Origin of the sequence: Bacteroides caecigallinarum (genome assembly GCF_021531075.1) — a bacterium.
In the GTDB taxonomy this organism is placed as follows: Bacteria; Bacteroidota; Bacteroidia; order Bacteroidales; family Bacteroidaceae; genus Phocaeicola; species Phocaeicola caecigallinarum_B.
Map to the genome: position 1 here is coordinate 1 of NZ_JADYTJ010000013.1, position 11,688 is coordinate 11,688.

An 11,688-nucleotide genomic window follows, 5' to 3' on the forward strand; every position below is an offset into this window, starting at 1 on the left:
GTATAGATAATCTTAGTAATAGAACAAATATATCTCAACATCTCATATCTCCCATTAATTGTCTGCTATGTTTATTGAATTATAATATCTAACTTTGCGCATAATTGTTATATTGATAATTACATTGTAGAAATGGGCAATTTTAATTCTTTTATAGACAAATTAGACATGGACTTCTGGCATGAGATTTGTGCTAAGAACGGTAAACTGTGTCATTATAAAAAAGGAGAATTCTTTGTGCAACAGGGGGATGTTATACGATATATGGGAATCGTGAAAGAAGGATATTTTAAATATGTCGTAACAGATTCAAAGGGTAACGAACATATAACCGGTTTGGCGTTGCCAGGGGAATTTGCCGGTGACTATTTAAGTACCATTTACAAAACACCTTGTATGACCAGTCTTGTCGCTGCAACAAATGTGGAGGTTCTGGCATGTAATTGTGAAGTACTCAATATAGTATTCAATGAGAACAGAGAGCTTCATCAGCAACTCTCAGATTTACTGTTCCATGACGTTTATAAACGATATTTAGATATGCACCGTTTATCACCCAAGGAACGCTATATCGCTTTATTGAAAAGATGTCCTGATATTCTTCAAAGCATATCAATTAAAGAAATTGCCTCTTTTCTGAATGTTACACCAACCTATCTCAGCCGTATCCGCAAGGAAATTACTTTTGAGAACAAATGATTTTATCAGATGAACGAGTTCAATACATACCTCAATAACTTAGACTATTCTTTAATTAAAGATTTATGTGAAAGGAAAGGAAAAGTGTGTACTTATCGTAAAGGAGATTTTTTTATCCGTCAGCATGAAAAAAAGCGTTTTGCGGGATGGGTGGAAGATGGTACCTTTCAATATACTCATATTGACGAAGAGGGAGAAGAACATATCGTAGGGTATTCGTTTACAAATGAATATGTATGTGACTATTCCTCATTCATGAAAGGTAGCTTGTCCTTGGTAAGCATTCAAGCAATAACTGATTGCTCCGTTTATGAAATATCACACCATGATATGATTGAATATTGGGAGACAAACATGGAAACCCAACGATTCGGAAGATGCGTAGCTGAAAACCTGTATGAAATGGTATATGAACGACTGCTCGATTCGTATTGCAGTCCTGAAATACGATACAAAAGACTGATGGAGCGTTGTCCTAATCTAAAAGAAGCAGTACCTTTGAAAAACATTGCTTCATTCTTGGGGGTGACTCCTGAAACAGTCAGTCATATACGCCGAAAATTGAGGAAGTAACCGTATTTTTTAACATTTAGAGAAAAAGGTCTTGAAATATTTCAAGGCCTTTTTTATTTATTATCACGTACTTTGCATTTAAAATCAAAGTTTCAATAGGAATATAATCAGGAATCTTCTATTATGGCCATACTTGTAAAAGTGAAAATATGTCGCTTCCTACATTATCATTGACAGAGTTTATGAGAAAAAGCAATGTCAATTTTATGCAATTGGAATATGATTCTGCTTACAACTCTCAAAGTAGTTTGAGAATTGTGTCGCTCAGGACATGTATATTTGCAAAATAGCTATCATGTAATGGTCTTAGATAAAAGCATAAAGTGTGAAATAAGCAGAAGTGATATAGAAAGTATAGAGAATAATCTGTTGAAATATGGATTTATGAGAGACGATAAGAGTTACAATTATACGGATAAGTTTAGTGATACAATCCATACTGCAAAATTTATAAATGCTGCAGAGTTATCTGAATTGTTCTTTTCCGTTCCCAGGTGGATAACTGTATTAATGATAATACGTAATATCATTATGAAACCTTTCGGTCTGAAAAAAGGAAGATGTTTATCGGATTTAGTGCATATAGAGTCCGAGAACCTGGCAACAGTAAGTAAAAATGACAAGCATCTTGATTTGGAAATAGCCTTTATAACCGAGCGTATGGAATGTGATAGTCAACGTATATCTGTAAGTACAAAAGTCAGATTACATAATCGTTTTGGAAAATGTTATTTTGCCATAATTAAACCGTTCCATAATTTAATTTGCAAGACGCTCTTGCAACGAGCAAAAAACAACATTGAAAAATCTGTTTGCAGATAAGCATTATAATGCACTTGCAATCAATAAAGAAATAAAGGATATGAATATAGATTATAAAGTCGGAGATTTTATCTATGATGCAGATATTTATGATGGGTTTAATAAATTTCTTTCCGATTTAGAGTTTTACAAAAAATGGTTACCAAAAAATAAAGAGGCCAAAATACTTGAACTTTGCTGTGGAACGGGAAGACTTACGATTCCAATAGCAAAGGATGGCTATGACATTAAGGGCGTTGATTATACTTCATCCATGCTTGAACGGGCAAAGGAAAAAGCACTTCAAGCCAGATTAAAAATAGATTTCATTGAAGCGGATATAAGAGAATTAAACTTGGGAGAGAAATTCGATCTTATTTTTATTCCGTTCAATTCTATTCATCATCTGTATAAAAATGAAGATTTGTTTGAGGCATTGAACACTGTTAAAAAACACCTGAAAGATAACGGTTTGTTTTTATTGGACTGTTTCAATCCCAATATCCAATATATTGTTGAAAACGAACGGAAACAACATGTTATGGCTGAATATACGACTAATGATGGAAGACGCGTATTGATAAAACAAAGTATGCATTATGAAAGTGCATCTCAAATCAATCGTATAAAATGGCAGTATTTTATTGACGGTACATTTCATTCAGTACAGAACATGGACATGAGGCTATTCTTTCCACAAGAGTTAAATTCATATCTTCATCAAGCGGGATTTAGTGTTGTCCATAAATTCGGTGATTTTGCAGAGTGTGAATTTAATGATAATTCTGATAAGCAAATATACATTTTAAAACTCACTAGCTAATTTATGTAATCAGCTTTTAAGCCTGATTATTGTAAGTTTTTTTTAAGTAGTTATGTTACAAATAATTAGAATTTAGATTATGAAACGATTAATGATTTTATGTATCGGACTTTTGTTTTTCATCCCTATTCAATTGAATGCAAGAAAATATTTTTGTGAGATTAAAGGTACTAACAAGACTTTATCGGCAGGTCTGAAGATTGTTTTTGATTTTGGTGAAAGTTCTGTATATTCTATATGGAACGGTTTGAAAAGTCAGCAGAAAATGGTAGATGAGGATGGTAAGGAAATAGATTTTAATAGTATGGTGGATGCTGCGAACTATATGTCTGAAAAAGGATGGAATTTTCAGCAGGCATATACTTCATTCTATAAAGGGAATGTAATACATCATTGGATTTTCTATAAAGAAGCGGATTCTCAGGAAGAGGCAGGAAAAGGAATTATAACAAAAGAAACTTATAAACAGAAGCAATGGAGTGGAAGAAATTAAAGAAGTTGGCAACAACAGAATATAACAACGCTGCAAATCTCTCATTTCAGGTTTGCATGGAGTGTAATGATTTTACCCAAGAAGGATTTGAAACTTTCAAAAGTTTTGTATACGATATTTCGCTAATGGCTGAACTTGATATATATGGAGCTTTTGACAATGATAGACTAATAGGTATTATTGGAATCAAGAGAGAAAAGCAACATATATCACTTTTTTTTGTACATAGGCAATACCATCGGAAAGGGATAGGAAGCTCTCTTTTTAACTATATGATGGAAGACTGCAAATTTACCAGAATATCAGTCAATTCTTCAACGTATGCTGTCCCATTCTATCAATCATTAGGATTTAAGGTTGTTGGTGATAAAGAATGTAATAGAGGGATATTAAGTATTCCAATGGTTAAATATTGATGACTTGATAATCATTGCATGCATTGTCTGGCAAATGATATGTAACAGGTCTTTAAATCAGCCATAATATATAATTCAAGAATATTCTGACTGTTTCGTAAGTTTTTTATTATTCGGTGATTTAATAATAGGTATTATTAGAATTAACAGGAAGGAGCAATATATATAGTTTCTTGTATCCAAGAAATGTGACAGTTTCTTTGATGTACCTTTTGACCGTAAGAAATGGATGTTTGTCGGCACACTTGACAATACTTTCAAAATAGGCAAAAAACTTTCGTTTGAGTTGACAGGTAACATACAGACACCTTTCATATAGGGAACATTGGATCTTGCAAGTGCATTCAATCTTACAGTCGGAATGAAATGGAATTTTGCCAAAGACAAATATTCGCTTACTGCACGTTGCAGTGATATTTTTAATTGCAGTATGCCAGATATGAAAGTCCGTTTCAAAGGGAAGTATTTGGATATGAACACAGGATTCTATACGCGTACAGTATCTTTGAACTTTACATACCGTTTCGGTGGATATAAAAAACAGGAAGTGAAAGTGGTAGATACATCACGATTTAGAAGATAACACACTTAAAAATAGGTTGTATAATGAGATTATCATTAATAGTATCTAATTATATTAATCATTAGGATTCAAGGCTGTATATAATATAAAGTATAATAAGTGTTTCTATGAGTGAAGACTACTGTTGCTGTTTTTCTGTATAGGTTATATGGCTGTAAAATGCGAGTTATGAATTCTATCTTTAGTGAAATATAAATTGATGATTACTTTTTTGTATGTTATAACCCTTTTAATGACTTATAAAAATCTGTTTTTTCATTTATTGTCGTTTCGGCAGAAAAATATTATCTTTGTATCGTATTTTTAGTCAGATGGATAATAAAATAAGATATAATGATTTTGGATGTTTTCTGGCGAAACACTTTCCGTTTAAAGTTCAGAAAATTTCAGTCAACGCAGGCTTTACATGTCCTAACCGTGATGGCAGCAAGGGATATGGAGGATGTACTTATTGTAACAACCAGACATTCAATCCGGAGTATTGCCGGACAGAAAAGTCTGTGAGACAGCAACTTGAAGAGGGAAAGGAGTTTTTCTCAAGAAAGTATCCCGAAATGAAATATCTTGCATATTTCCAGGCTTATACAAATACTTATGCAGAACTGGAGAGTCTGAAGGCCATGTATGAGGAGGCGCTTTCTGTTGATGGAGTAGTGGGGCTGGTTATAGGTACTCGTCCGGACTGTATGCCCGATTCTCTTCTTGATTATTTGAAGGAACTGAATGAAAGGACTTTCCTCTTGGTGGAGTATGGTATTGAGAGTACAAACGACGCTACACTGAAACGCATAAACCGCGGACATGATTTTGCATGTACTGCTGATGCTGTGAGGCGTACCGTTTCAAGAGGTATAATGACAGGAGGACACGTTATATTGGGACTACCCGGCGAGGATAATGACATGATTATACGTCAGGCTGAAGATATATCGTCGTTGCCGCTCACTACGCTGAAGATGCATCAGTTGCAGTTGATAAAGGGAACAAGAATGGCGCACGAGTACGATGAATGCCCTAAGGATTTTCATTTGTATACGGCCGACGAGTATATCGATCTTGTATTAGACTATATAGAGCACTTGCGTCCCGACCTGGTATTGGAAAGGTTTATTTCGCAGTCGCCTCGCGATTTGCTTATTGCCCCCGATTGGGGACTGAAGAATCATGAATTCACTGCGAAGCTGAAGAAGAGGATGGTAGAGAGGGATTCATATCAAGGAAAAAAAATAATCAATATATAAATAACAAATTCATAATAAAGATGGAAATTAAAGGTAAAGTACATTACGTAGGTGTGAACGACCGCACCAAAGCATTGTTCGAAAATCTTTGGCCGTTGCCATACGGCGTGTCATACAACTCTTATCTGATAGCGGATGATGAGATGGTGGCATTGGTGGATACAGTGGATGTTGCATTCTTCGAAGTATATCTGAAGAAAATCCGTAGCATTATAGGCGACCGTAAAATCAATTATCTTATTATAAACCACATGGAACCTGACCACTCAGGCTCTATCGCTCTAATCAAACAGTATTATCCTGAAATCGTTCTTGTAGGAAACAAGAAGACTTTCGAAATGGTGGAAGGATATTATGGTGTAACTGGCGACCGTTATGTAGTTAATGATGGTGACTTCCTGAAACTTGGTTATCACAATCTCCGTTTCTATCTGGTTCCTATGGTTCACTGGCCAGAAACAATGGTTACATACGATGAGACTGACGGAATCCTGTTTGCTGGAGATGCTTTCGGATGCTTCGGAGCTTTGAACGGTGGATGCATTGACAAGAATATCAATACAGATATTTATTGGAACGAAATGCGCCGTTACTATGCTAACATCGTAGGTAAGTTTGGTAACCCTGTACAGAAAGCTTTACAGAAACTTGGCGGATTGAAAATCAATACTATCTGTTCTACCCACGGACCTGTTTGGGAAGAAAAGATTCCTCAGGTTGTAGATATGTACGATAAGATGAGTCGCTACGAAGCTGAAGAAGGTGTTGTGATAGCATACGGAACTATGTACGGCAATACAGAGGAACTGGCAGAGGTTATAGCTGAAGAGTTGAGCCGTCAGGGTATCAAGAACATTATCATGCACAATGTTTCTCACACTCATCATTCATATATCCTGGCTGACGTATTCAAGTACAAAGGTCTTATCGTGGGATGTACTACATACAACATGAACCTTTATCCTGAAATGGAATCACTGTTGAGCAAAATCGCTGCCCGCGAAGTGAAAAACCGTGTGATGGGTTACTTCGGTTCATATACTTGGGCAAGTGCTGCAGTGAAGAAGATTGGCGAATACACAGAAAAGCTGAAGTTTGAAGTCGTAGGCAACCCTGTAGAAATGAAACAGGCAATGAAGCAAGACAACTATGCTCAGGCAAAAGAACTTGCAAAGGCTATGGCTGACCGTTTGAAAGCTGACAGAAAGTAATCAGACTTTATAGATATAATAAGAAACAGATTGTTCCGTATACGGAATAGTCTGTTTTTTTATGCTATAATTATTTTGCCATTTTCTTGCATAAATGTCATTTATAAGTTACCTTTGTGCTATGGACAAGATAAGGCAAGTCATCACGTATAAATCGTATTTTGAAGATTTCTTTAAGGAATAACCTTTAAAGGTCAGGACAAAGATAATCAAGATACTTGATATCATTGAACAGATAGAAAGAATACCTTCTACTTATCTTAAATATATTGAAGGTACTGACGGGCTGTTCGAAATACGTGTGCAGTTAGGTAACAATATCTTTAGGATATTTTGTTTCTTTGATGGTTCTAAGCTGGTAGTATTATTAAGTGGCTTCCAGAAAAAAACTCAAAAGACTCCTAAGGGAGAAATAGAAAAGGCTGTACGTCTTATGTCCGAATATTATATTGAAAAAGAAAAGGAGGCAGGAAAATGAATACAACATCACTTGATCAGATTAAAGAGCGTTATTATGGAGAAAAAGGAACTCCTGAACGTGATAATCTGGAAAGAGAACTTGAAGCTTTGCGTATAGGGATAAAAATTCGGGAAGCAAGAGAGAAAATGAAATTAACCCAGTCTGAATTGGCGGATCGTATTGATAGAAAACGGTCTTTTATATCAAAAGTTGAGAATGACGGTGGAAATATCACTCTTAAAACTCTTTATGATATAGTAGAGAAAGGGTTGGGCGGTAAATTGAAAATAGAAGTCCAGATATAACATTAGTGTTATTATAAAATGAAATACAGGCTATTACGAGAGTGTAAACTAACGTAACAGCCTGTGTCTTTATTATTTTATATTGTTTCGAATCTTGCTAAGATAGGCATGCATGCCTTCAGCATCTTTACGGCTTATGATGTCTAGAAGCTCGTTCAGTTCTGTTCGTATTCCTTCCACCTGTTTAGGAGTTCGTGGATTGAAAAGAATTTCCTGAAGCAGATAATCATCTTCGTTTAATACACCTTTTGCTATTGCCATATGACGTTTGAATGTTGTTCCGGGTGCATCCTGGTGTTTCATTACTGCCGCAAACACGAATGTCGAAACAAATGGTATTGACAGCGAATAGGCTACTGTGTCATCGTGCTCGTCGAAAGTGTATTCAAAGATGTTTAGTCCGAGTCTCTGATAGAGATCCTTGAAAAATACTTTACCTAGGCAGTCGCCTTCCTTTATTATTATGGCATTCTCGGAACTCAGCTGGTCTAGGTTGGCGAATGTGGGACCGAACATAGGGTGGGTTGATACATATCTGAATCCACAGTTTACGTAGAAATCCTGAAGCCCTGTCTTTACTGATGCGATATCACTGATTATACAGTCTTGCGGTATTACAGGTAGCACTTGGCGGAATGCCTCGAGTGTATATTTCACTGTAGCTGCATTTATTACAAGTTCTGGTCTGAACTCTTTTATTTCATCCAATGATGTAAAACGCTGGCAGTTGTACACGAAACGTAGGTTTTGTGGTTTCACATCGTAAACTGCAACTTCGTGGTCAAAACTTAATACATCTGTAAAGAAGGAGCCCATTTTTCCTGCTCCCAATATCAATATACGCATTTTTTTGAGTTTTTTACTTGTTTATTATTTCCATCTGCTGACGTACGCTTTCTTCGTGTATAGCCTCGAATACGTGTTTAACAAATTCAGAATCCATACCGCATAATGAGCCTTGTGCTCCTCGTTTGTCCAGGATTTCATTGTAACGTCCTGTCTGGAGGATAGTCATATTATGTTCTTTCTTGAATGTTCCTATTTCGCGGCACACACGCATACGTTTTGCCATAATCTCCATAAGTTCGTTGTCGCAGTCGTCAATCTGGCGTCTCAACTCATTCAGGTTTTCTGTTGTCTGGTGTTCTTTACGGATAACCAGCAGATTCAGTATGTAGTCAAGTACGTCTGGAGTAACCTGCTGCGATGCATCGCTCCATGCACAGTCCGGATTGCAGTGTGACTCTACTATAAGTCCGTCGAAACCAAGGTCCATAGCCTGCTGACAAAGAGATGCGATGAGTTCACGCTTACCACCGATATGGCTTGGATCGCACAGGATAGGAAGATTAGGGATACGTCTTCTCAGTTCGATAGGAATATGCCATTGTGGAAGATTGCGGTAGATTTTCTTGTCGTATGATGAGAAACCGCGATGAATAGCTCCGAGTCTTTTTATTCCGGCGTTGTTTATTCTTTCCATTGCACCAATCCATAACTCTAGATCAGGGTTTACCGGATTCTTTACATATACAGGAACGTCAACTCCCTTAAGGGCATCTGCAATTTCCTGTACTGCAAAAGGATTGGCTGTGGTACGAGCTCCAATCCAAAGTATGTCGATGCCAGCTTTAAGACATTCGTAAACATGTTTTGCTGTTGCAACTTCGGTTGAAACATACATACCTGTTTCCTTCTTAACTTCCTTGAGCCAAGCCAAACCTTCTACTCCTATACCTTCGAAACCTCCCGGTTTAGTACGTGGTTTCCATATTCCGGCGCGGAAAATCTTTATGCCATTGCCAGCCAGTTGTTTGGCCGTGCTCATTACTTGTTCTTCTGTCTCTGCACTGCAAGGTCCTGCAATTATCATAGGTCGTTCTTCTGATACGCCTTCCAGTCTGATAGGTTCTAATTCGAGTGCCATAGTTGTAATCTTTTAGTAGTTATTTGTATTTTTCCAGTTATTTCATATTCTTTATTCTCTCAAGTGCTTCTGCCAGTTTCTCTTCTTTGGCACAAAGCGAAATACGGATATATCTCTTTCCGTTGCTTCCGAAGATGAATCCCGGAGTGATGAAAACCCTTGCCTGATGGAGAACTTTTTCTGTCAGTTCCTCTACATCAGTGTATGTTTCAGGTATCTTACCCCAGAGGAACATACCTACTTGATTCTTGTCGAAAGTACATCCCAACTCGTTCATTATGGCTTCTGCCAGTTTACGGCGACGACTGTAAACATTGAAGTTGGCTTCTTCGTGCCATTCTGCACTGTTGTTGTATGCCTGTGCTGCTGCCAGCTGTAATGGGCGGAAAGTTCCTGAGTCGATATTGCTCTTTATTTTCAGAATCCACTGTACGAAAGTGGCGTTTGTTGCCAGCATTCCTACACGCCAGCCCGGCATATTGTGGCTCTTACTCATAGAGTTGAACTCTATACAGCATTCTTTTGCTCCCGGAACATTGAGTATGCTTATCGGTTTCTTGTTGAGGATGAAGCTGTATGGATTGTCGTTCACTACCACGATGTTGTGACGGCGTGCGAAATCAACTATTTTTTCGTACAGCTCCATTGTAGCGTTGGCTCCGGTCGGCATGTTGGGATAGTTGGTCCACATGATTTTCACACCGGTGAGGTCCATCTTTTCAAGTTCTTCAAAATCAGGCTGCCAGTTGTTGTCCTCACGAAGGTTGTAGTTGATAATTTCACTTCCCAGAATCTTGTTAAGTGAAGTGTAAGTAGGGTAGCCGGGGTTTGGAACCAGAACCTTGTCGCCCGGATTAACCAAAGCAAGTGTTACGTGAAGGATACCTTCCTTTGAGCCGATAAGGGGCTGTATTTCTGTGGCAGGGTCAAGGTCTACATTGTACCATCTTTTATACCAGTCTGCCATAGCCTTTCTTAGTTCAGGTATTCCCACAGTGGGTTGGTAGCCGTGAGCATCAGGCTTTTTTGCATTCTCACAAAGAACATTGATTGTTTCTTCTGACGGTGGCATGTCCGGACTGCCTATACCTAGGCTTATCACGTTTTTACCTTCGGCATTCATCTTTGCCACTTCCTTCAGCTTTCTGCTGAAGTAGTATTCGCTTACGTTTGCCAGTCTGTCGGCCGGCTGTATATTATATTGTAGATTCTCCTTCTGCATATTCTCCTAAAATTTTAAGTGCTTTTGTAAGTGGTGTAACAGCATCTATAGATTGTTTGTATTTCAGATAGTCATTAAACATTACGTCTACGTAGAACATATATTCCCATTCGCGTCCGATAATAGGAAGTGACTGTATTTTTGTGAGGTTTATCTTATAGAATGAGAAAATTGACAATACTTGTGAAAGGCTTCCTTCGCTGTGGGGAAGTGAGAATACTATGTTTGCCTTGTTCACTTTTGAGCGGTCTTTCAGTTCGTCTGCCAACCAAGGGTTGCTGATAACGAGGAATCGTGTAAAGTTGTGTTTGTTTGTTTCTATTCCTTCTTCCAGGATTTTCATGTCGTAAAGTCCTGCTGCATATTTGGAACAGATAGCTGCATGTCCTCTCAGATTGTTTTTTCTGATGTTTTCGGCACTTCCTGCTGTATCTTCAGTTTCTACTACTTTCATTTCAGGATGATTGTGCAGAAAGTCGCGACATTGTGCCAAAGCTACCGGGTGTGAGTTCACTTCTGTCAGGTCCTCCCAGTTGTCTTCCGGCAGACACATGATGCTGTGGCTTATTCTGAGTTTGTGTTCGCCTATGATTGTTGCTCCGCTTTCACGAAGTAACTCGTAGTTGTGTAGCAAACTTCCTGCTATTGTGTTTTCTATTGCAAGCACGCCTATCACGTCGCTGTCTTTTTTCATTTGTGCAAAAACTTCTTCGAATGTGTTGCAACAAATAAGCTCTATCTCTTCATCCTTGAAAAACTTGTGGGCAGCTATGTCGTGATAAGAGCCCTTTACTCCTTGAATTGCTATCTTTCTCATTTTTTTATGTAATGTTAAAAAAAATCCCGCCTCATGTTGAAGCGGGATTTCGTTATTTTATTTTGTATTGATTTCTTTTCGTATTATGCACATACGACTTCCCGCTTCACTTCATTG

At 37.7% G+C, this 11,688-nt stretch carries 13 protein-coding genes and 2 pseudogenes; 11 read left to right on the forward strand and 4 right to left on the reverse strand.

Annotation, left to right across the window (positions count from 1 at the left end; all coding sequences use genetic code 11):
- Positions 1-132: 132 nt before the first annotated feature.
- From I6E11_RS05355 to I6E11_RS05405, 11 genes and pseudogenes are all read left to right on the forward strand, one after another.
- A complete protein-coding gene (locus tag I6E11_RS05355) occupies positions 133-699 on the forward strand; it encodes a Crp/Fnr family transcriptional regulator (RefSeq protein ID WP_235336835.1) in 567 nt (188 codons plus the stop codon).
- Positions 700-708: 9 nt separating this feature from the next.
- Entirely contained in the window at positions 709-1,272 is a 564-nt protein-coding gene (locus I6E11_RS05360; protein WP_235336836.1) for a Crp/Fnr family transcriptional regulator, read from the forward strand.
- Between the two features lie 384 nt (positions 1,273-1,656).
- Positions 1,657-2,094, forward strand: a complete 438-nt coding sequence (locus I6E11_RS05365; RefSeq protein ID WP_235336901.1) for a DUF2867 domain-containing protein — start codon at positions 1,657-1,659, stop codon at positions 2,092-2,094.
- 40 nt (positions 2,095-2,134) lie between these two features.
- A complete protein-coding gene (locus tag I6E11_RS05370; RefSeq protein WP_235336837.1) occupies positions 2,135-2,896 on the forward strand; it encodes a class I SAM-dependent methyltransferase in 762 nt (253 codons plus the stop codon).
- A 79-nt stretch (positions 2,897-2,975) separates the two neighbouring features.
- Positions 2,976-3,389, forward strand: coding sequence for a hypothetical protein (locus I6E11_RS05375; protein ID WP_235336838.1), 414 nt, complete (start codon positions 2,976-2,978; stop codon positions 3,387-3,389).
- Positions 3,371-3,805, forward strand: coding sequence for a GNAT family N-acetyltransferase (locus I6E11_RS05380; protein ID WP_235336840.1), 435 nt, complete (start codon positions 3,371-3,373; stop codon positions 3,803-3,805). The genes I6E11_RS05375 and I6E11_RS05380 overlap by 19 nt, the downstream gene beginning before the upstream one ends.
- Before the next feature lie 181 nt (positions 3,806-3,986).
- Positions 3,987-4,388: pseudogene (locus tag I6E11_RS05385) on the forward strand (outer membrane beta-barrel protein); the annotation flags it as partial.
- Between the two features lie 311 nt (positions 4,389-4,699).
- Positions 4,700-5,629, forward strand: a complete 930-nt coding sequence (locus tag I6E11_RS05390; RefSeq protein WP_235336841.1) for a tRNA modification radical SAM protein MnmL/YtqA — start codon at positions 4,700-4,702, stop codon at positions 5,627-5,629.
- Positions 5,630-5,649: 20 nt separating this feature from the next.
- Positions 5,650-6,840: an FprA family A-type flavoprotein gene (locus I6E11_RS05395; RefSeq protein WP_235336842.1), complete on the forward strand. Its 1,191-nt coding sequence runs from the start codon at positions 5,650-5,652 to the stop codon at positions 6,838-6,840.
- Positions 6,841-6,961: 121 nt separating this feature from the next.
- Positions 6,962-7,318: pseudogene (locus I6E11_RS05400) on the forward strand (type II toxin-antitoxin system RelE/ParE family toxin).
- Positions 7,315-7,605, forward strand: coding sequence for a helix-turn-helix domain-containing protein (locus tag I6E11_RS05405; protein WP_235336845.1), 291 nt, complete (start codon positions 7,315-7,317; stop codon positions 7,603-7,605). Before I6E11_RS05400 ends, I6E11_RS05405 begins: the two are co-directional and overlap by 4 nt.
- Positions 7,606-7,677: 72 nt before the next feature.
- Here I6E11_RS05405 and I6E11_RS05410 read toward each other — a convergent pair whose 3' ends face one another.
- Genes I6E11_RS05410 through I6E11_RS05425 form a run of 4 tightly spaced genes read right to left on the reverse strand, consistent with a single transcriptional unit; the run spans position 7,678 to position 11,571 of the window.
- Positions 7,678-8,451 carry a prephenate dehydrogenase gene (locus I6E11_RS05410; RefSeq protein WP_235336846.1) on the reverse strand — a complete coding sequence of 258 codons (774 nt, stop codon included), beginning with the start codon at positions 8,449-8,451 and terminating at the stop codon, positions 7,678-7,680.
- Between the two features lie 13 nt (positions 8,452-8,464).
- Positions 8,465-9,532: a bifunctional 3-deoxy-7-phosphoheptulonate synthase/chorismate mutase type II gene (locus tag I6E11_RS05415; protein WP_235336848.1), complete on the reverse strand. Its 1,068-nt coding sequence runs from the start codon at positions 9,530-9,532 to the stop codon at positions 8,465-8,467.
- A 37-nt stretch (positions 9,533-9,569) separates the two neighbouring features.
- Positions 9,570-10,754 (reverse strand): pyridoxal phosphate-dependent aminotransferase, encoded by a 1,185-nt coding sequence (locus I6E11_RS05420; RefSeq protein ID WP_235336851.1) that lies wholly within the window; start codon positions 10,752-10,754, stop codon positions 9,570-9,572.
- On the reverse strand, positions 10,729-11,571 hold the full coding sequence (locus I6E11_RS05425; RefSeq protein ID WP_235336853.1) for a prephenate dehydratase: 843 nt from the start codon (positions 11,569-11,571) through the stop codon (positions 10,729-10,731). The genes I6E11_RS05420 and I6E11_RS05425 overlap by 26 nt, the downstream gene beginning before the upstream one ends.
- Between the last annotated feature and the right edge of the window lie 117 nt (positions 11,572-11,688).

Excerpts from the sequence above, each read along its gene's own strand:
- I6E11_RS05425 (WP_235336853.1), bottom strand. The coding sequence starts at position 11,571 with ATGAGAAAGATAGCAATTCAAGGAGTAAAGGGCTCTTATCACGACATA.
- I6E11_RS05395 (WP_235336842.1), top strand. The coding sequence starts at position 5,650 with ATGGAAATTAAAGGTAAAGTACATTACGTAGGTGTGAACGACCGCACC.
- I6E11_RS05390 (WP_235336841.1), top strand. The coding sequence starts at position 4,700 with ATGGATAATAAAATAAGATATAATGATTTTGGATGTTTTCTGGCGAAA.
- I6E11_RS05420 (WP_235336851.1), bottom strand. The coding sequence starts at position 10,754 with ATGCAGAAGGAGAATCTACAATATAATATACAGCCGGCCGACAGACTG.
- I6E11_RS05380 (WP_235336840.1), top strand. The coding sequence starts at position 3,371 with ATGGAGTGGAAGAAATTAAAGAAGTTGGCAACAACAGAATATAACAAC.
- I6E11_RS05410 (WP_235336846.1), bottom strand. The coding sequence starts at position 8,451 with ATGCGTATATTGATATTGGGAGCAGGAAAAATGGGCTCCTTCTTTACA.
- I6E11_RS05360 (WP_235336836.1), top strand. The coding sequence starts at position 709 with ATGAACGAGTTCAATACATACCTCAATAACTTAGACTATTCTTTAATT.
- I6E11_RS05375 (WP_235336838.1), top strand. The coding sequence starts at position 2,976 with ATGAAACGATTAATGATTTTATGTATCGGACTTTTGTTTTTCATCCCT.
- I6E11_RS05405 (WP_235336845.1), top strand. The coding sequence starts at position 7,315 with ATGAATACAACATCACTTGATCAGATTAAAGAGCGTTATTATGGAGAA.
- I6E11_RS05355 (WP_235336835.1), top strand. The coding sequence starts at position 133 with ATGGGCAATTTTAATTCTTTTATAGACAAATTAGACATGGACTTCTGG.
- I6E11_RS05365 (WP_235336901.1), top strand. The coding sequence starts at position 1,657 with ATGAGAGACGATAAGAGTTACAATTATACGGATAAGTTTAGTGATACA.
- I6E11_RS05415 (WP_235336848.1), bottom strand. The coding sequence starts at position 9,532 with ATGGCACTCGAATTAGAACCTATCAGACTGGAAGGCGTATCAGAAGAA.
- I6E11_RS05370 (WP_235336837.1), top strand. The coding sequence starts at position 2,135 with ATGAATATAGATTATAAAGTCGGAGATTTTATCTATGATGCAGATATT.